We start from the raw sequence: 18,618 nt of genomic DNA, 5'->3' as shown, positions 1-18,618 counted from the left end.
TCCGGTCGGTTCGTCCTCGGGGGAACGGACACACCCTCGCGCGGAGCGACCCGCGGCGGCGACTTGTGTTCACAACGTTCACGGGGAGGCTGCGCGGACGGGCCCCCGTGCGCGAGGATGGGTCGTCCCGCAACGGAGCGAGGAGGCAGCTCAGTGGTACCCCGTCGGTGGAGCATCGCCGCGCGACTCTTCGCGCTGCAGCTGCTGTTCGTCGTGGTCGGGGTGGCGGTCGGTGGCGTCTGGAGCTGGACCTCGGCGCGAGCCGACCTCGAGGCGGACGCGGCCGAGAAGTCCACCGCCGTCGCGGTGTCGATCGCGCGGAACCCGTTCGTGGTCCAGCAGGCGACCACCGCGGACCCGTCCGAGCGCCTCGAGCCGTACGCGCTCGACCTGATGCGCCGCACCCACACGGACTTCATCACGATCATGGCGCCCGACCGGACCCGGTGGACGCACCCCGACCGGTCGGAGCTCGGCCGGCCGTTCCGCGGTACGGTCCAGCCGGCGCTCGACGGCCGGACCTTCACCGAGACCTCCACCGGGACGCTCGGCCCCTCGGTGCGGGCCGTCACGCCGATCACCGACGACGACGGCCGGATCGTCGGACTGGTCGCCGCCGGGGTCACCGTGGCGAACATCTCGAGTGCCCTCGTGCCGCGGCTCACGTCGGTCGTCCTGCTCGGCCTGGCGGTGGTCGCGGTGTCCGCGTTGTTCTCGTGGTTGCTCAGCCGGTACCTCGGTCGGGTCACCGCGGGACGGGGCCCGGAGGAGCTCGCGCGGGTCTTCGCGTCCTACGAGGGCGTGCTCCACTCGGTGCACGAGGGGCTCGTGGTCGTCGACCGGTCGGGGGCGGTCGTCCTGCACAACGACCGTGCGGCGGAGCTGCTGCACCTGCCGGCGCCGGCCGAACGCCAGGATCCGGTGCCGCTGGCGGCGCTCGACGTGCCGGACGCCCTCCGGACCCTGCTCGCATCGGGTGACCGTGCCGTGGACGAGACGTACGCCACGAGCGACCGGGTGCTCGTGGTGAACCAGGAGATGGCGTTCCCGCGGGGGGCGACCCGGCCGGTCGGCACCGTCGCGACCATCCGCGACCAGACCGACCTGCTGCACCTGTCCGGCGAGCTCGCCGCCACCAGGACGCTCACCGATGCGCTGCGCTCGCAGACGCACGAGTTCGCCAACCGCCTGCACACCGTCGTCGCGCTGCTGGAGCTCGGTCGGGTCGGCGAGGCGATCCGGTTCGCCGCACACGAGATCGACCGGCACAGCGAGGTCGAGCGGCACGGCGAGACCGACCGGCGCAGCGAGACCGACGCGTCCAGCGAGAGCGACCTGTGCGCCGATCCGGCGCACACCGAGCCCGAGGTGCTCGACGCCCTCCTCGCCGCCAAGCGGGCACAGGCGGGCGAGCGCGGCGTCGACCTGGTCGCCGACACGAGCGGACTGCTCGACCCCGTCCCGGCCGCACCCGCCGACGTGGTCACCGTGCTCGGCAACCTCGTGGACAACGCCGTCGACGCCGTCGCCGGCTCCCCGCAGGGCCCGGACCGCGGCCGCGTCGAGGTCGTTGTCGCCGCAGCCGGCGGGACCGTCCGGCTCGTCGTCCGCGACGACGGACCGGGCATCGCCGACGTCGACGCCGTCTACGAGCGCGGGTGGTCGACGAAGCAGTCCGGTCCCGAGGGACGCGGCATCGGCCTCGACCTCGTGCGCGCCACCCTGGCCCGCATCGGCGGTGACGTCGCCGTGACCACGGGACCGGACGGCAGCACGTTCACCGTCGAGATCACCACCGGGCGGGTGCCCTCGTGACCGCGCCCATCCGGGTCCTCATCGTCGAGGACGAGCCGCTGACCGCCGAGGCGCACACGGCCTACGTGTCGCGCCTCGAGGGCTTCGCCGTGATCGACACCGTGGGGACCGGTCGGGCGATGCTCGCCGCGGTCGCTGCGGAGCGACCGGACCTCGTGCTGCTCGACCTGAACCTGCCGGACGCCCACGGCCTGCAGCTCGTCCGCACGCTGCGGGCCGCCGGTTCCGCCGTCGACGTCGTCGCGGTGACCGCGGCACACGACGTCCAGGCGGTGCGGAACGCGATCGCCCTCGGGGTCGTGCAGTACCTCGTCAAGCCCTTCAGCTTCCGGTCGTTCGCCGACCGGATGACGTCGTACCGCGAGTTCCGGCGCGGGTTCGAGGACCGTCGTGCCCTCACGCAGGCCGACATCGACGAGCGGCTCGGGACGCTCCGTCCGGTCGCGCCCGCCGACCACGAGAAGGGCATCGCCCCGGAGACGCTCGAGGTGGTGCGCGACGCACTGCTGCAGCGGTCCGACGGTGGTTCGGCATCCGAGGTCGCCGAGGCGACCGGGCTGTCGCGGGTCACCGTCCGGCGGTACCTCGAGCACCTGGCCGCCGCCGGGCAGGTCGCCAAGGACGTCCGCCACCGCGGGCAGGGACGGCCGGAGTACGAGTACCGCTGGTTGCGCTGATCGGCGCGCTGCGGGCGTGCGACGTGCGGCGTACCGGACGGGAGGCACGACGCGTGCCGGCGCGGCACGCTGCGGCCGTGCGCGGTGCCGGACGGGAGGCACGGTGCGGGCCGGCACCGCGCCTCCCGTCCGTGGTCCGGTCGCCCCGGCAGCGGGGTCAGCGTGCGCGGGCCGTGCCCGCGTCCGCACCTGCTCCGGTCCGGTCCTGCCGGAACCACTGCAGGAGCTCCCGCACCGCGGCGAGGTCCGGTGCCCCGCCGTGGTCGTCCGGCAGGAAGTCGAGGTCGTCGAAGGTGGTGCGGTGACCGGGCACCGCGGCGCGCTGCAGGGTGGTCTCGGCCGCGTAGCCCATCGACCAGTCCGGGAACTGCCGTGCGGGCACCTGTTCCTCGAGCAGCACGGTGACCTGGTCGTGGCGCGGGTCCTCGGCGATGTACGCCATCTTCTCGCGGACCGCCGTGGCGGGCCCCTCGAGCAGCTGCAGGAACCGGTGGTCGCGGAACAGCAGCAGGCCGGTCACGCCGGCGCGGGCGTTCGCGCTGCGGGCGTGCGCCAGCAGGTCGTCGAGGTCGTCGAGTCCGAAGCCGACGACCGCGCGGCTGGCGTAGACGAGCGACAGCAGCGCGCCGTCACCCGGGGTCTGCGTCGGTTCCGATGAGGGCTGCACGGGTCCACTCAACCCGCGCGAGCCGAGAGCCGACCCGGTGACCGGGCGGTGACGTCCCCCGGTTCCCTGTGACCGACGTCGTGCCGCTCTCTACGGTGGAGCGATGCGAGAAGAGCTCGAGGCGGTCCTGCAGGCACACCGCGTCACGCCACTGCCCGACGGCGTGGACCGTGCCAGTGCCTGCGACCCGGAGCTGCCGAGCGCGGAGATCGTCGGGTGGGCGACCCTCGTCGTGGCCGGGGTGCCGCTGTCGGCGTCCGAGCAGGACCGGCTCGCGGACACCGCAGCGAACGCGTTCGCCCTGATCGCGGTGCTCCCCGTGGGCGCCCGACCGTACTTCGCCCGGCTCGGGCTGATCGCGACCCTGGCGTCGGCGCTCGCCGTGGGAGCGCCCGCTCCGCGCTAGTCCCTCGCCGCGCCCGCGTCCGCCGAGTGCGTGACTAGGCTCAGCACGTGCGGTCCGCGGGTGGTTCCCGGAAGGGCCGTCGGGCCGGACGGGCAGAGAGCAGGAGACCACGTGGCGCGAGCGACGAGCATCCGCGACGTGGCGGCCGAGGCCGGGGTGTCGATCACGACGGTGTCGCACGCGCTGAGCGGCAAGGGCACCGTGAGTGCCCGGACGCGCCTCCGGGTCGAGGAAGCGGTCGAACGGCTCGGGTACGCGCCGAACCCGATCGCCCGTGCCATGCGGACCGACCGACGGGCGGTCCTGGGGTTCGTGTCCGAGGAGATCGCGTCGACCCCGTACGCGGGCAAGATCATCGTCGGGGCGCAGGCCGAGGCGGCCGCGCACGACCACGTCCTGATGATCGTCGACATCGCAGCCGGGGAGTTCGACGACCCGCGCATCGACGCCCTGATCCAGCGGCAGGTCGACGCGGTGGTGTTCGCCTCGGCGTCGAACCGGGTCATCCGGCTGCCGCGGTCGCTCGACCCGGCCCGGACGGTGCTGCTCGACGCGTTCGACCCCGCTGCTCCGGTGCCGTCGGTGGTGCCCGACGAGCAGGACATCGCCGCGACGGCGGTCCGCGCGTTGCTCGCGGCGGGGCACCGGCGCATCGCGCACCTGACGGTCGAGGGCGCCGGTCCCGCCGTGACCGGCCGGGTCGAGGGGTACGAGCGGACCCTGGTGGAGGCCGGCGGCACCCCCGTGGTGGTCCGCGCGGTCGGCGAGGTCGCGGATGCCGCAGCGGGCTTCCGGGCGGCGACGGAGCTGTTCGGACCGGTACCGGAGGCAGCCGGCGACCGCGCCGCCGAGCGCCCGACCGCGGTGTTCGCCTTCAACGACCAGATGGCGATGGGGGTCTACCAGGTCGCGGAGGAGCGGGGCATGCGGATCGGCCGTGACCTGTCGGTCGTCGGCATCGACGACCTGCAGCTCGTGGCCGCCGCCCTGCGTCCGGGCCTGACGACCGTCGCGCTCCCGCACGAGCAGATGGGTCGTGCGGCGGTCCGCCGTGCGCTCGAGCAGACGGGAGCGCTGACCGCACCGCCGACGCCGCGTGCCGGGGTCGAGCGGCTCCGCGGAGAGCTCGTCGTCCGCGACTCGATCGGACCGGTAACCGTTACTCGTTCGTGACCCGCGCCCGTGGCGAGCGGACGGCCCCTGTGTGATGCTCTTCCTCAACACAAAACGATTTGGGTTTGTGCGAGTGAAAGGTCGAAGTAATGAGGCTTCGTAAGGGCATCGCCGTCGCCGCCGCGCTCGCGGTCGGGACCGGCTTGACGCTGACCGGCTGCAGCGCCGGAGGATCCGCATCGTCCGACGGCACGGTCACGATCTCCGGTGGCTTCACCGGTGCGCAGGCCACGGCGTTCCAGAAGGACCTGGACACGTGGGCCGAGGGCCAGGGCATCACCGTCAAGTACTCGGGCAGCGACAGCTTCCAGACGTCGATCGTCACGCAGGTGAAGGGCGGCCAGGCCCCCGACGTCGCGATCTTCCCCCAGCCCGGCGTGCTCAAGTCGCTCATCAGCCAGGGCATCCAGCCGCTCGACGACCTCGTGGACGTCAAGAGCGTCACCGCGGACGAGGCGAACGGCCTCGCCGACATCGCGAAGGTCAACGGCAAGACGTACGGCCTGCCCTACAACATCAACGTGAAGTCGCTCGTCTGGTACGACCCGGCCGCGTTCGAGGCCAAGGGGTACGAGGTCCCGAAGACCGACGCCGAGCTCACCGCGCTGCAGGAGAAGATCATCAAGGACGGCTCCGGCTACCCGTGGTGCGTCGGCATCGCGTCGCAGGGCTCGAACGGCTGGCCGATGACGGACTGGCTCGAGGAGTACGTGCTCCGCTACGGCGGCCTCGAGAAGTACGACGACTGGATCACCCACGAGGTGAAGTTCGACTCGCCCCTGGTCAAGCAGGCCGCGGGCAAGGTCGAGTCGATGATCTTCGCCGACGGCGCGGTCAACGGCGGCGGCAAGGCCATGGCGTCCACCGACTTCGGCGCGGCGGGCAACAACCTGTTCGTCGACGGCGGCAAGTCGGCGGGGCAGTGCTACATGATGCGCCAGGGCACCTTCATCACCGGCAACTTCCCGGCCGCGATCCAGGAGCAGATCGCGAAGGGCGACACGACGAACGTGAACGCCTTCCCGCTCCCGACGCCCGAGGGTGCCGCGACCTCCGGCACGCTCGGCGGTGGTGACCTGGTCGCCGCGTTCAAGACGGACGACGACACGAAGAAGGTCGTCGACTACCTGGTCGGCAAGGAGTTCGGCACGAACGGCTACGCCAAGAACTGGTCGGCCGCGCTCTCGCCGCACAACGACTTCCCGGCGTCCGAGTACACCAGCCCGTTCCAGAAGGTCGCGCAGCAGGCCGTGAAGGACTCGAAGGTGTTCGGCTTCGACGCCTCCGACCAGATGCCCGGAGCCGTCGGTGCCGGTACCGAGTGGACGAACCTGACGGCCTGGACCGCGGGTCAGCAGTCACTCGACCAGACGCTCAAGGCCATCGACGACTCCTGGCCGTCGCAGTAACACCCTCCACCTGCGCCGTGGCGGTGCCGACCGGCGCCGCCACGGCCGTCGGCGCCTGCACGCCGCGACGACACACCCCGACAACGAAGTGAGGTGACCCCTCGTGCAGCAAGTCCTCAGCGTCCTCGTCTCCGTCATCGGCGGACTGGCCGTCTCGTTCCTGATCTACCTCGGGCTGAACTTCCTGGTCTCGAAGACGCACGGCAAGTGGCACGGTCGACTGCTGCCCTACGTCTTCATCGGGCCGGTCCTGCTCCTCCTGCTCGTCTTCCTGGTCGTCCCGACGGTGCAGACGGTCATCCAGAGCCTGCAGAAGACGGACCAGTACGGGCTGACGTCCTTCGGCGGCCTCGACAACTACGTCTCGCTCTTCTCGACGCCGTCGTTCCTGTCGACCCTGTTCAACAACCTGCTCTGGATCATCGTCGTCCCGGCGGTGGTGGTCGTGATCGGCCTGCTCGTGGCGACCCTGGCGGACCGCCTCGGGCCGAAGCGCGAGAAGACGTTCAAGTCCCTGATCTTCCTGCCGATGTCGGTGAGCTTCATCGCGGCCGCGTCGATGTGGTCGTTCGTGTACGCGTACAACGCACCGGGACAGCCCCAGGTCGGCCTGCTCAACGGCATCTGGACCGCGATCACGCACCAGAACCCGATCCCGTGGCTGCAGAACGACTTCCTGCGCATGAACAGCTTCCTGCTCATGGCGGTCGTGATCTGGCTGAACGCCGGCTACGCGATGGTCCTGCTCTCCGCGGCGATCAAGGCCGTGCCCGAGGAGACGATCGAGGCGGCACGCATCGACGGTGCCAGCGAGCGGCAGGCGTTCTTCCGTGTGATCGCTCCCCAGATCCGCACGACCATCATCGCCGTCGGCATCACGGTCCTCATCACGGTGATGAAGATCTTCGACATCGTCTTCGCGATGACCAACGGGCAGTTCGACACGAACGTGCTCGGCGTCGAGTTCTACTCGCAGTTCTTCGCGTTCAACAACCCCGGGAAGGCGTCCGCCGTGGTCGTCATCCTCATCCTCGCCGTGGTGCCCGTCATCGTGTACCAGGTGCGGACCTACCGCGAACAGGAGGCCCTCCGATGACCGAGATCGTCCCGGTGGCCGGAGCCCCGGAGATCGTCGCGACGAAGCGCGAACGGGTCACGAAGACCAGCGCCGAGCAGCGTCCCCGCGTCCTGCTGAGCATCGTCATGGGCGTCATCGCCGTGCTCTGGATGGTGCCGGCGATCGGCCTGCTCGTCACGAGCTTCCGCACGACGACCGCCGCCCAGAGCACCGGGTGGTGGACCGTCTTCGGGAACCTGTTCGGTACGGAGTGGACCCTCGACAACTACTCGAACGCGCTGACGGGGGCGACCTCGGGGACCGGGCAGAGCCTGGCGGCCGAGTTCCTCAACAGCGTCGCCGTCGCGGTCCCGGCCACGATCCTGCCGCTCATGATCTCCGCGTTCGCGGCCTACGCGTTCACGTTCCTGCAGTTCCGGTTCAAGGAGTTCTACTTCGCGGTCATCGTCGGGCTGCTCGTGGTGCCCGTGCAGATCTCGCTGATCCCGGTCCTGCAGCTGTACAAGACGATCACGCAGGCGACCGGGCTGCAGATCACCGGCACCTTCCCGGCGGCGTGGATCGTGCACTCGGCGTTCGCGCTCCCGCTCTGCATCTACATCCTGCGGAACTACATGTCGACGCTCCCCGTCGCGCTCATCGAGGCCGCCCGCGTCGACGGCGCGTCGCACTTCCAGATCTTCTGGCGGCTCGCGGTCCCGATGTCGGTGCCGGCGCTGGCGTCGTTCGCGATCTTCCAGTTCCTCTGGGTCTGGAACGACTACCTCGTCGCGTACATCTTCATCGGCAACACGAACCCCGTGCTGCAGCAGGGCCTGCTCGGGCTGCTCGGACAGTACGGGTCGGGCTGGAACCTGGTCGCGGCCGGCTCGTTCATCGTGCTGATCGTGCCCCTCGTGGTGTTCCTGTCGCTCCAGCGCTTCTTCGTCCGTGGCCTCACCGCAGGGTCGGTCAAGTGAGCACGGAGACGGCGACGCAGTCCGACGTGCCGGCGACGGAGCGCACCCGGACCGAGCCAGCGGCCGACGGCGCCACGATCCGGCGCCCGCGGCAGCACTTCACGCCCGCCCGCAACTGGATGAACGACCCGAACGGCCTGGTCGTCCACGACGGCCGGTACCACCTCTACTTCCAGCACAACCCGGACGGGATCGACCACGGCACGGTCGGCTGGGGGCACGCGTCGAGCACCGACCTGCTCACGTGGACCGAGCACGAGGTGGCGCTCGAGGCCGACGCGGACGGGCAGGTCTTCTCGGGCTCCGTGGTGTTCGACGCGGAGAACACGAGCGGGCTCGGATCGGCCGAGCAGCCGCCGCTGGTCGCGATCTGGACGCAGGCCGCCGAGACCGAGCAGTCGCAGGCCCTCGCCTCCAGCACCGACGGCGGGTACCGGTGGTTGAAGTACCCGGGGAACCCGGTGCTGCGCCGCGGCTCCGCCGACTTCCGCGACCCGAAGGTGTTCCGGTACGAGGGCACGGACGGACCCTGCTGGATCATGGTCGCCGTCGAGGCCCAGGACCGCCAGGTGCTCGTGCACCGGTCGACCGACCTGCGCACCTGGACCCTCGTGTCGACCTACGGTCCCGCCGGTCCGGTCGGTGGCGTCTGGGAGTGCCCGGACCTCTTCCCCCTGACCGTCGACGGCGACCCCGACCGCGTGGTCTGGGTGCTGCTGGTCAGCCTCAACCCCGGCGGGGTCGCGGGCGGATCCGGTACGCACGTCGTGCTCGGGCAGTTCGACGGGGAGCGGTTCGTCCCGGACGAGCCGCTCCCCGCCGAGACCCGGTCGCCGGACGGGTCCTGGCGGCAGCAGTCCACCGAGGAGCTCGCGACGTACCGCTGGCTCGACCACGGTCCCGACTCGTACGCCGGCGTGACCTTCTCCGGTACGGGCCTCCGAGACCGGACGCTCGTCGCGTGGATGGACAACTGGGACTACGCGAAGGACCTGCCGACCACGCCGTGGCGCGGCGCGATGACCGCTGCTCGGGCCCTCGGTCTGACCGAGCGGGACGGACGCCTCGAGCTGGTGCAGCGGATCGTCGGCCCGACCGGTGCCGTGGACACGGTGCTCCGTCACGACGACGACGCGGCGAGCACCCACGAGCTCCCGGGACTCGTCCGCGTCGAGGTCGTGATCACGCTGCGCGGACCCGACGGTGTGGTCCGGTTGGAGCTCGACGACGCCGACGGCCGACGTCGGCTCGGCCTGCGCTACGACGCCGCCGACGCCTCGCTCCGGCTCGACCGTCCCGCCGTGCCGGGGCTCCCGGCGTCGTTCGGACGGCACGTGGCGTCGACGGTGCGACCGGAGGGCGACCGCGTCGCGCTCACCCTGTGGTTCGACGAGTCGTCGGTCGAGGTCTCGTCGGGTGCCGGCACCGGCTCGATGACGGCGCTGCTCGCCGGGTCGGCGACCGACGCACGCCGTCGCCTGCTGGTGGACCCCGGGCCGCACGCGGTCACCGTGACGGCATCCGCCGACGCGGACGAGACGACCCCGGTCGGCTGACCCGACGCCGTGCCGGACGGGAGGCCCGTGGCGAAGCCGCCACGGGCCTCCCGTCCGGCACCCGGTCCGGTCAGCGCGCGGTGCCCCGCTCCTGCTCGCCCGTCGCACGGTCCGGTGCGTCCGGCGCGTCGCGCCGTCGACCGCGCAGCAGGTCCGCCGACCGGATGAGGCGCAGCGACGTCACCAGCACGACACCGCCGAGCACGTTGAACACGAGCACGTAGCCGAACCAGGCGGCCCACTGGCCGTACGTGATCGACGCCCCCGCCTGGATGGCGCCGAAGACCAGCAGCGAGTCCAGGATCGAGTGGAAGAGCTGCAGACCGGCCAGCAGGAAGCCACCGGCGACCGCCGCGACGAGCTTCGCCGGGTCGGAGTCGGTGCCCTGCTGCATGCGGGTCACGAGGGTGATCGTGCTCCCACCGAGCACGGCGAGCACCGCGGTCTGCAGTCCGAAGGGGGCGTCGACGTAGTGCCGGGCGGACTCCTCGAGCACCGTGTGCCACTGCGGGAACGCCTGGACGACGAGCCACATCACGACCCAACCGCCGGCGAGGTTGCTGACCAGCGTCCCCGCCCAGAGCCGGACGAGCTGCCACACCGTGCCCTCCCGGGCGACGAGCGCCACGATCGGCACGAGGAAGTTCTCGGTGAAGAGCTCGCTGTGCGCCAGGTACAGCGCGACGAGCCCGATGCTGAAGGCGAGGCCCGCGAGCAGGTGGCTGTCGGTCTCGTGCAGGACGGCCAGGTACCCCATCACGCCGAGCCCGATCTCCAGGCCGCCGGCGAACCCGGTCGCGAGCACCACCCGCAGGGTCCGCTGCAGGCGCTCGGCCCCCTCGTCGACCACCGCGTCGAAGGACTCCTCGATCTCGTCCTCGACCGGGGCGTCGTTGTCGCCGACCTCGCGGCGTCGTTCGTCCGTCACCGTTCCGACGGTAGCCCCGGGCCTGCTGTGCACGGGCCGGGGTGCAGGGAACGGCTCACCGAGCGTGCGGTCTGCCGAACACGGCCGACGCGGTGGCCCGGGCGCCGTCCCACCTGGTCGCGCCCGCGGCGACGGCCGCCCGGAGCACGGAGACACCCGCAGTCGACGCGTCGCAGACGACGCGGACACCGAGCGTCCTGCTCACCCGGACGACCGATCCGACGGCGGCGCGATCGCGATCGGTGAGCGCACCGATGAGCAGCACGTCCGGCCGTGGTCGGAAGTGCTCGAGCGCGGAACCCCAGGTGCCCACGTGGAGCGCGGTGCTGCAATACTGCGGAGAGACGAGCCACCCGTACCGCTGGCGACCGGGCCGCGCGTCGAGGATGATCAGCGTGCCCGTCACGGTCGACCACCGTGGCGGGGGAGGGGGACAGCATCGTGGACGATTCCACGCAGGACCGGCGGGTGGCCGTGGTGATCGAGGACGACCTCGACATCCGGTACCTGCTCGAACAGGTGCTCGGGCAGGCGGGCTTCTCGACGATCAGCACCGGGAACGGTGAGGACGGAGTCCGGGCCGTCCTGGCCCACGAGCCGCTCGTGACGACGCTCGACGTGTCCCTGCCCGGCATCGACGGGTTCGAGGTCGCACGGCGGATCCGGGGGTCGAGCGGCACGTACATCGTCATGATCTCCGCGATGGGCGACGAGATCGACGTCCTCCAGGGTCTCGAGGCCGGTGCGGACGACTACCTGGTGAAGCCGTTCCGCCCGCGCGAGCTCCGGGCTCGTCTCGGAGCGATGCTCCGCCGGCCACGGACCATCGAGTCTGCGGGAGCCGACGCCGAGGGGACAGGTCCGATGGCGCCCGGGGACGTCCCCGTCCCGACTGCGTCCGCGTCGGCCGTGCTGTCGGTGGTCCCGGACCCCGGTGCCGCGCCCGCCGACGCTCCTCGGTCGTCCGGCGGTGCGGCCGCGCCGTCGTCCGGGGGTGCAGCCGCGCCGTCGTCCGGGGGTGCAGCCGCGTCGGAGGGCGCCGCCGTCGCGCGGGAGGGCGCTGCCGTCGTGCGGGACGACGCCGCGACGGAGGCCGAGACCACGTCCGACGGTGCGTCGTGGACGCGGCACAACGGACTCGCGATCGACCAGGAGGCGCGACTCGTCCAGGTGGACGGCGCTCCGGTCGAGCTGACCAAGACCGAGTTCGACCTGCTCGCGACGCTGGTCGAGTCCCGTCGGCGGGTGCGGTCGAAGGCGGACCTGGCGCTGGCCGTCCGCAACGACGCCTACGTCACGACCCACTACATCGGCGACGCCGACCGACGGAACGTCGAGGTGCACATGGCGAACCTCCGGCGCAAGCTCGCCGACGACCCGAACGCGCCACGGTTCGTCGTGACGGTCCGTGGCGTCGGCTACCGCCTCACCGGACCCGGCGACCCCGGGTTCGTTGCGGACTGACCCTCGGTACGGCATCCGTCAGACCTTGTAGCCGAACTGACGGCGCAGGAGCTTACCGACCATCCCGAGCGTCTGCAGCGCGGTGATCACGGCGAGCACGGGCCAGCCGAACCAGAGGACGGTCGACTGGGCGACGACGTCCAGCTGCAGCCAGCCGTAGACGGCAGCGGTCATCGCCAGCAGGACGATCGCGACCGGCGCGAGGTGCGCGTTGCCGGAGCCCCGCTCGGCCTTCGCCTGTTCCGCCCAGTTGTCGGTCTGCTTCTTGCTGGCGAACCGGGTCCACGCGCGCAGGAAGTGCCCGAGGCGGATCCACATGTAGATCTCGGCCGGAGCGACGAGCGCGGCGAACAGGACGTCCCGCCAGGTGCGCTGCTTCATCGATGCGACGACGCGCAGGTTCAGTGCCGCCGCGACGACCGGGGGGACGAGCCAGACCGGGCTGAAGACGAACGCGTGGATCGAGAGCGACGCCACGAGCAGCAGGACGAAGAGCACCCGCGTCAGGAAGTTCATCGCCATCGACGCGTGCTCGATCCAGCGCAGTCGCAGGTTCGGGTGGAACGGCTGTCCCTTCGTGTCGCCGCGCTGCCCCGGCCACATGAGTTCGATCGCACCGAAGTTCCACTTGACCTGCTGGGCGTCGAGGCCGCGCAGCGTGTGCATCCCGCCCACGTCGGCGCGGGCCCGCGCGCTGATCTTCGTCAGGTACCCGGCGCTCTTCACCTGCAGCGAGAGGAGGGAGTCCTCGACCTCACTGTCCTTCACCCACGGCGAGCCCTGGTGGTTCGCTTCCATGACCTCGTGCAGGGCTCGCATCGAGAAGATCGAGAACTGCCCGCCGAGCACCGCCATGTTGCGGCCCTTCAGCATGTTCTGCATGTTGAAGGCGGCGAACTGGGCGCGCTGACCCGCGATGAGGAACCGCTGCACCGGCCCGTGGAAGGGGCGGTCGTCGATGGAGTAGATCGCCGAGATCCCGCCGATGCGCGCGTCGGAGACGATCTCCTGGGCGAGCCACTCCACGGCGTCCGGGTGGGCGGTGGTGTCGCCGTCGACGCCGAGCATGTAGTCGCAGCCCTCGATGAGGCTGAAGCCGTAGTTGAGCGCTCCGACCTTCTTGTCGGGGTTCTCACCGATGTCGTGCACGTACACCTCGGTGCACTGCTCCACGCCGTCGCGCTCCACGCGGTGGGGACCGGCGTACTCGGCGGCCACGTCGAAGGTCGCGTCCGTGGTGTTGTTGATGACGACGTGCACGACGTCGGGGAGTCGGGTCTGCTCGAGGAGGGAACGGAGGACGTCGCCGATGCTCTCCTCCTCGTTGTAGGCCGGGATCACGCAACCGATGGTCGGGCGGTACTCGGGCAGTGCGTCGAGGTCCTCGAGGACCGAGGCCGCGAGCTCGGGATCATGGCGACGGGTCCAGCGCGAGCGGTCGGTGGTGGACGCGATCGGCTGCGTGGTGCCGGTGGTGTGGGGAATGGTCGACACGGTCCTGCTCCTGGTCGTTCGGTCGGTGCTGCGGTTGCTCCGAGTCTCGTTCCGGTCCCTCTGGTCCAGCGCTACCATGACGCAGCGGAACCTCAAGATCCGCTCTGGACGGGGGCGTCATGGCAGGGAACGGCAAGGCGGCGGCGGGCAGGGGAGCGGCCGGCACAGCACTGGTCGTCGTCACGGGGCTCCTCCTGAGCGGGTGCGGTACCCCGCCGTGGGAGACCGCGGCATCGGCATCGGCATCGGCATCGGCATCGGCATCGGCATCCGCGAGGTCGACCCCGCAGCGGTCGTCCGGCTCGGCGACGCCGGCTCCACCGGAGTCGGTCGCGGTCGGCGGGGACCTCGCGGCAGGCGCGGTCAGTCGGACGCTGACCGCCGGTGACCTGTCGGTCGACGTCCGGTACTGGTCCACGCTGCCGATGGACGAGTGGACGCCGGGGGCGGACAAGCCCCTCTCGATGTCGGTGACCACCCGCGGCGGCGGGAGCGACTCGGAGGTCCGGCTCGTCCGTGCCGCCGTCGCCGTCTCCTACCGGGACGGGTCCGGGGCGGACGTGACCGCCGCTGCGTCTCCCGCCGAGCAGTCGGACAGCCAGGGGTACGCCGTGGTGACGCCGCAGTCGTGGTCGGGCACGTTCGTGCTCGGTGCCGCGCCCGAGCGTGCCGCCCGGCTGCGTGCCGTCGTCACGCTCGTCCTCACCGAGACCCCGGTCGGGACCGGCGGTGCGACCGCGCAGCAGACCGCGACGGACACGCTCTCCGTCGACCTCGCACGCGCCGGGTGACACCGGCCCGCGGCGCTCACGTGCGTCCGTCGACCTCCAGGTCCTCGAGCCGGTAGCCGCGGTCGTCGGTCGACGTCGTCCCCCACGACGCGGTCGGCACGGTCGGCAGCCTGTCGGGCGGGAGCGTGGCGAGCGCGGCCTCGAGTCCGCCCCGCCAGTCAGCCAGGTCGCACTCGTCCTCCCGCACGAGGGTGACCACACGGTCGCGGTCCTCCGTCCAGAGCAGCGCGTCGGGCGGTACCACGGCGAGGAGCGCCCGTGCCAGTTCGGTGCGGGCGGCCTCGACGGCCGTGTGGCCGAACGCCGTGGCCAGCAGGTCGGCGTTCCCGAGGGTGACCGCGACGCGCACCACCGAGACCTGGTGGTAGTCCGCCCGGTCCAGCATGCGGCGAGCCGCGGTCAGCGCCTCGTTCCGCTGCGGGACGGATTCGTCCGTCGTCACGGTGGCGCCGCTCCGGACCCGCAGCACCGTGCAGAAGAGCGCCACGGTCAACAGCACGACGAGCCAGACGACGAGGACGCGGGTTGCCGGTCCCGCGAGCAGTGCTCCGCCGATGAGCACCAGGAAGGCGCCGACGATCGCGACCGCGACCTCGAGGGCGTCGCGGGGGACGTCCGCGCGCCGGCCGCTCGACCGACGGGAGACGAGGACGGTGACGAGCAGACCGAACCCCCCTGCGATCGCGGTCCACAGCAGGAACGGGTTCATGCGTCCACCTCCGTCGATCCGGGGCCCGCGGTCGGGATCGTCATCGTGACGGTCGTCCCCTCGTCGAGCACGCTCACCACGGCGAGGTCGCCGCCGTGTCGGCGGGCGATCTGTCGGCAGATGGCGAGGCCGAGGCCGGTGCCGTGGATGCCGGTGCTCCGGACACGCTCGGCGCGGAAGAACCGCTCGAACAGGCGGTCCTGGTCGTCGTCGGCGATGCCGATACCGTCGTCGCGCACGATCACCCAGACCAGCTCCCCGACCGTGTGCGCTCCGACCTCGACCCAGCCGCCGTCACGGTTGTACTTCACTGCGTTGCTGATGAGGTTGTCGACGACCTGGCGCATCCGGAAGGCGTCCGCGATCGCCGGGACGGGTCGCTCGGTCGCGGTCGTCCGGAGCGTGACCCCCGCTGCACGTGCGGCCGGTCCCGCTGCCTCCACCGCTGCGTCGATCACCTCGAGCAGGTCGCACGGCGCGAGGACCAGGTCCACGCGCTCCTCGCGTGCCGCCTCGAGGATCCCGCCGACGAGTTCGACCAGCCGCTCCGCGTTCCGCGAGGCGACGTCCAGCATCCGCTCCGCGTCGGCGGGCAGTCCGTCGACCTCGCGCGCGAGCTCGACGGAGCCGAGCACCGCCGTGGTCGGGGTGCGGAGCTCGTGCGACACCGAGGCGACGAGGTCGTCCCGCGCCGCGAGGGCACGCCGTTCGGCGGTGACGTCGCGTGCGACCAGGACACCGCCCGTCCCGCCCTCGTCCGGGAGGAGTCGGGTGCTGACCGTGTACGTCCTCGAGGAACCGTCGGGGCGTCGCACCGACACGATCTCCCCTTCGAACTCCGTGCCCTCGAGCGTCCGTCGGACCAGTTCGCCGGCGCCGGGTGCAGCGGTCGGGGCTGTCAGGTCGTCGAGCGCGGTCCGGCCCCTGCCGCGGTTCGTCACCGTCGTGCGCCCGCTGCCGTCGAAGGCCAGGACGTCGAAGTCGACCGAGTCGATGACCGCCCGGACGAGTTCCTCGCGCTCGCTCACTTCGCTGAGCCGCCGACGGAGGAGTGCCGCCTGGTCGTGGAGCAGGTCACGTTGCGCGCGGCTCCGGCGGGTGAGCGCGGCCGCGGTCCCGCTCACCGCCGCGATCACGAGCGGGAGCGACACCAGTCGTGCGGTGTCGTCGGCGTCGAGGACGTCCCATTCGCCGGGTGCGCCGATCCAGAGCAGTGCGACCGTGAACCCCGTCGTCACGGCGGCGCCTCGGAACCCGAAGGCGTAGCCGGCCCACAACGCCGGGAGGGTGAAGAGCGCGCTGACACCGATGGAGGGGACGTCACCGCGGATGAAGGCCACCGCCGCGACGTCGACGGCCAGGACCGCTGCGAACCACCGTGGGTCGGTCGCCGGCGGGGCTGCGGCGGTGAGCGCCAGGGCGACGAGCGGGAGCGCCGTACCGACCACCGTCAGCCCGGCGACGGACTCGCGCTCGACGACGAGCACGAACGCGACGACGGGCATGATGCCGGCGACGACGCCGAGCTGGTTGCGGAACGCACGCAGACCCGCGCGTTCGTCGCGGTCCGGACGGCTCCCCATGCGCACATGCTGTCACCCAGCGGCCGGTCGCGCAGCACGTCACGGGTTCAGCGCACGCGCACCGACGTCGTGCCGATGCCCACGTTGCCGTGCCCGTCGAGGGCGTAGACGGTGATCTTCCACGCTCCCGGGGTCGTCGGGGCCGTGATGCGCAGGGTGCCGTCGGCGCCGCGGACGACGGGCGTCGGACGCTGGGTGCCGTTGCCGTCGAGGTACCGGCTCGACGTGGCAGCGCGCCACGTGACGGCGTCCCCGTCGGGGTCGGTCGTCGGGGCCGTGACCGTGAGTGTCGAACCCGGAGCGACACCGGACGACGGGGCCACGGTGGTGCTCCCAACGACGGGTGGTCGGTTGCCCGCGACCGTCCCCTGGTACGCCTGCTGCACGGCGTACCAGGACGCCCGCTTGAGGCCGCCGGTGCGCAGGTTCAACCACACCCCGGGCTCGTCGTCCTCGATGCCGTAGTGGAACATCGTCGCTCCGAGCGCGACCCCCGGTGCCGCCCGCACTGCACTCCACGCGTCGGTGTACGCCTGTGCTGCGGCGGCGTCCGTCGGCTGACGCGGGACGCCGTTCGCGTCGAGCGGGACCTCCCAGGAGCCCGCCGGTCCGGTCTCGGTGACGAGGTACGGCTTGGTGTACCCGCCGTCGCGCCACGCCTGCTGCACCCAGCCGATGCCGCCGTACGAGTTGACCGCGTAGAGGTCGAGGCTCGGCGTGTACCGGCGGTAGTAGCTCCAGGCACCGGTCCAGGCGTCCGTGGAGGTCACCGGGTGGGACGGGTCGACGCGGTGGATCGCCTGCACGACCCGCTCGACGTACCGGGCGTACGCGACCCGCTGCGCCTCGTCCTGGCCGAGCATGACCTCGTTGCCGACGTCCCACACGAGGACCCCGCCGTGGTCGCGGTACGTCGTCACGGTCCTCGTGATGCTCGCGAGCGTCGCGTCCATGGACGCGGAGTCGTGCACGTAGTCGACACCCTGGTCGAGCCAGAGCCCGGCGACGACCCGCATGCCCCGGGCACGCGCCGCGTCGAACAGCTGCGCCGAGGACGCATCGGTGCCCCAGGTGCGGACGGTGTTGACGCCCATGGCCGCGATGTCGTCCAGGTACGACGGCGCCTCGGCGTTCGACGGGCCGTACGTGACGCCCCGGACGAGCCAGGGCTTGCCGTCGACGGTGAGCTGCCAGTTGCCCTGCGAGCCCGTGACACGCACCCCGTCCGTCGGGGTCGGGGTCGGGGTCGGGGTCGGCGTCGCGCTCGGTGTGGTCGTCAGCGGCGTCCCGTAGACCCGGAACTCCCACAGTGAGTAGCCGTGGCCGGTCCCACGCTGCACACCGAGCATCCGGACGTACCGGCCCGTGCCGGACACCGTCTTGCGCTCGACGCCGCCCCTGCCGGACGAGGTGCTGGCGAGGGTGCGCCAGGTCTTCGCGTCCGACGAGACCTGGAGCCGGTACGCCTTCGCGTAGGCCGTCTCCCACCGCAGGTCGATCCGCTCGAGTCGCGCCGCCGCACCGAGGTCGACACGCAGCCACTGCGCGTCCGACCGCGCGCTCGCCCACCGGGTGCCCGCGCGTCCGTCGACCGCCATCTGCGGACCACGGGACGCGGCGTCGCTCGACGAGGCGACGGCCGGGCGGCCCTTCGAGAGCTGGGCGGGTGCGGCGCTCGCCGCCGGTGCCCGGACCGTCACCAGCACCACCGCGACCAGGACGACGGCGACCACGGTCGCGATGAGCCGGACGGCCGTCGTGGCGGTCCGGCCGTGGGTGGTGGTGACGCGCATCGGGCCCCTTCCGACCGAGACCCGGCAACCGTACGGAAGCCGTCGGAGCGGGTCAACGGGTGGACGCCACCCCAGTCCGAGGGGACGAGCGAGGCGGGCCGACGCCGTGCCTCCCA

17 protein-coding genes are annotated in these 18,618 nt (G+C 71.8%); 10 read left to right on the top strand and 7 right to left on the bottom strand.

Annotated features, from left to right (window positions below; genetic code table 11):
• Positions 1 to 153 precede the first annotated feature (153 nt).
• Complete coding sequence (locus tag JOD95_RS06120) at positions 154 to 1,815, top strand: ATP-binding protein (protein WP_209683914.1); 1,662 nt, start codon at positions 154 to 156, stop codon at positions 1,813 to 1,815.
• Positions 1,812 to 2,492, top strand: coding sequence for a response regulator (locus JOD95_RS16880; RefSeq protein WP_209683912.1), 681 nt, complete (start codon positions 1,812 to 1,814; stop codon positions 2,490 to 2,492). The genes JOD95_RS06120 and JOD95_RS16880 overlap by 4 nt, the downstream gene beginning before the upstream one ends.
• A gap of 157 nt (positions 2,493 to 2,649) precedes the next feature.
• Here JOD95_RS16880 and JOD95_RS06110 read toward each other — a convergent pair whose 3' ends face one another.
• A complete protein-coding gene (locus tag JOD95_RS06110; RefSeq protein WP_066652328.1) occupies positions 2,650 to 3,159 on the bottom strand; it encodes a BLUF domain-containing protein in 510 nt (169 codons plus the stop codon).
• A 103-nt stretch (positions 3,160 to 3,262) separates the two neighbouring features.
• Here JOD95_RS06110 and JOD95_RS06105 point away from each other — a divergent pair, with 103 nt between their 5' ends.
• From JOD95_RS06105 to JOD95_RS06080, 6 genes are all read left to right on the top strand, one after another.
• Positions 3,263 to 3,565 (top strand): hypothetical protein, encoded by a 303-nt coding sequence (locus tag JOD95_RS06105; protein ID WP_066652329.1) that lies wholly within the window; start codon positions 3,263 to 3,265, stop codon positions 3,563 to 3,565.
• Positions 3,566 to 3,676: 111 nt separating this feature from the next.
• Entirely contained in the window at positions 3,677 to 4,738 is a 1,062-nt protein-coding gene (locus JOD95_RS06100) for a LacI family DNA-binding transcriptional regulator (RefSeq protein WP_066652330.1), read from the top strand.
• Positions 4,739 to 4,827: 89 nt separating this feature from the next.
• Positions 4,828 to 6,147, top strand: coding sequence for an ABC transporter substrate-binding protein (locus tag JOD95_RS06095; RefSeq protein ID WP_066652332.1), 1,320 nt, complete (start codon positions 4,828 to 4,830; stop codon positions 6,145 to 6,147).
• 103 nt (positions 6,148 to 6,250) lie between these two features.
• A complete protein-coding gene (locus JOD95_RS06090; RefSeq protein WP_066652333.1) occupies positions 6,251 to 7,243 on the top strand; it encodes a carbohydrate ABC transporter permease in 993 nt (330 codons plus the stop codon).
• Positions 7,240 to 8,184: a carbohydrate ABC transporter permease gene (locus JOD95_RS06085; RefSeq protein ID WP_209683910.1), complete on the top strand. Its 945-nt coding sequence runs from the start codon at positions 7,240 to 7,242 to the stop codon at positions 8,182 to 8,184. Before JOD95_RS06090 ends, JOD95_RS06085 begins: the two co-directional genes overlap by 4 nt.
• Positions 8,181 to 9,740, top strand: coding sequence for a glycoside hydrolase family 32 protein (locus tag JOD95_RS06080; protein WP_209683908.1), 1,560 nt, complete (start codon positions 8,181 to 8,183; stop codon positions 9,738 to 9,740). Before JOD95_RS06085 ends, JOD95_RS06080 begins: the two co-directional genes overlap by 4 nt.
• A gap of 70 nt (positions 9,741 to 9,810) precedes the next feature.
• On the opposite strand, the gene JOD95_RS06075 is transcribed toward JOD95_RS06080, so the two are convergent.
• Both JOD95_RS06075 and JOD95_RS06070 read right to left on the bottom strand, forming a co-directional pair.
• Positions 9,811 to 10,668 carry a formate/nitrite transporter family protein gene (locus JOD95_RS06075; RefSeq protein ID WP_066652338.1) on the bottom strand — a complete coding sequence of 286 codons (858 nt, stop codon included), beginning with the start codon at positions 10,666 to 10,668 and terminating at the stop codon, positions 9,811 to 9,813.
• 55 nt (positions 10,669 to 10,723) lie between these two features.
• Positions 10,724 to 11,074 carry a hypothetical protein gene (locus JOD95_RS06070; RefSeq protein ID WP_209683906.1) on the bottom strand — a complete coding sequence of 117 codons (351 nt, stop codon included), beginning with the start codon at positions 11,072 to 11,074 and terminating at the stop codon, positions 10,724 to 10,726.
• 35 nt (positions 11,075 to 11,109) lie between these two features.
• Here JOD95_RS06070 and JOD95_RS06065 point away from each other — a divergent pair, with 35 nt between their 5' ends.
• Positions 11,110 to 12,132, top strand: coding sequence for a response regulator transcription factor (locus JOD95_RS06065; RefSeq protein ID WP_209683904.1), 1,023 nt, complete (start codon positions 11,110 to 11,112; stop codon positions 12,130 to 12,132).
• Positions 12,133 to 12,150: 18 nt separating this feature from the next.
• Here JOD95_RS06065 and JOD95_RS06060 read toward each other — a convergent pair whose 3' ends face one another.
• Positions 12,151 to 13,626: a glycosyltransferase family 2 protein gene (locus JOD95_RS06060; RefSeq protein WP_307810387.1), complete on the bottom strand. Its 1,476-nt coding sequence runs from the start codon at positions 13,624 to 13,626 to the stop codon at positions 12,151 to 12,153.
• Positions 13,627 to 13,745: 119 nt separating this feature from the next.
• Here JOD95_RS06060 and JOD95_RS06055 point away from each other — a divergent pair, with 119 nt between their 5' ends.
• Complete coding sequence (locus JOD95_RS06055; RefSeq protein WP_209683901.1) at positions 13,746 to 14,417, top strand: hypothetical protein; 672 nt, start codon at positions 13,746 to 13,748, stop codon at positions 14,415 to 14,417.
• A 16-nt stretch (positions 14,418 to 14,433) separates the two neighbouring features.
• Here JOD95_RS06055 and JOD95_RS06050 read toward each other — a convergent pair whose 3' ends face one another.
• The 3 genes from JOD95_RS06050 to JOD95_RS06040 are packed head-to-tail and all read right to left on the bottom strand — an operon-like array spanning position 14,434 to position 18,502.
• Complete coding sequence (locus tag JOD95_RS06050) at positions 14,434 to 15,126, bottom strand: hypothetical protein (RefSeq protein WP_209683899.1); 693 nt, start codon at positions 15,124 to 15,126, stop codon at positions 14,434 to 14,436.
• Positions 15,123 to 16,709, bottom strand: coding sequence for a cell wall metabolism sensor histidine kinase WalK (locus JOD95_RS06045; protein WP_209683898.1), 1,587 nt, complete (start codon positions 16,707 to 16,709; stop codon positions 15,123 to 15,125). Before JOD95_RS06045 ends, JOD95_RS06050 begins: the two co-directional genes overlap by 4 nt.
• A 47-nt stretch (positions 16,710 to 16,756) precedes the next feature.
• Positions 16,757 to 18,502 carry a discoidin domain-containing protein gene (locus JOD95_RS06040; RefSeq protein WP_209683896.1) on the bottom strand — a complete coding sequence of 582 codons (1,746 nt, stop codon included), beginning with the start codon at positions 18,500 to 18,502 and terminating at the stop codon, positions 16,757 to 16,759.
• Positions 18,503 to 18,618 lie beyond the last annotated feature (116 nt).

The sequence above is a fragment of the Curtobacterium sp. 1310 genome (assembly GCF_017834105.1).
In the GTDB taxonomy this organism is placed as follows: Bacteria; Actinomycetota; Actinomycetes; order Actinomycetales; family Microbacteriaceae; genus Curtobacterium.
This window is presented reverse-complemented; position numbering and strand designations above follow the sequence as displayed.

Excerpts from the sequence above, each read along its gene's own strand:
- JOD95_RS06050 (WP_209683899.1), bottom strand. The coding sequence starts at position 15,126 with ATGAACCCGTTCCTGCTGTGGACCGCGATCGCAGGGGGGTTCGGTCTG.
- JOD95_RS06105 (WP_066652329.1), top strand. The coding sequence starts at position 3,263 with ATGCGAGAAGAGCTCGAGGCGGTCCTGCAGGCACACCGCGTCACGCCA.
- JOD95_RS06045 (WP_209683898.1), bottom strand. The coding sequence starts at position 16,709 with ATGGGGAGCCGTCCGGACCGCGACGAACGCGCGGGTCTGCGTGCGTTC.
- JOD95_RS06085 (WP_209683910.1), top strand. The coding sequence starts at position 7,240 with ATGACCGAGATCGTCCCGGTGGCCGGAGCCCCGGAGATCGTCGCGACG.
- JOD95_RS06040 (WP_209683896.1), bottom strand. The coding sequence starts at position 18,502 with ATGCGCGTCACCACCACCCACGGCCGGACCGCCACGACGGCCGTCCGG.
- JOD95_RS06055 (WP_209683901.1), top strand. The coding sequence starts at position 13,746 with ATGGCAGGGAACGGCAAGGCGGCGGCGGGCAGGGGAGCGGCCGGCACA.
- JOD95_RS06095 (WP_066652332.1), top strand. The coding sequence starts at position 4,828 with ATGAGGCTTCGTAAGGGCATCGCCGTCGCCGCCGCGCTCGCGGTCGGG.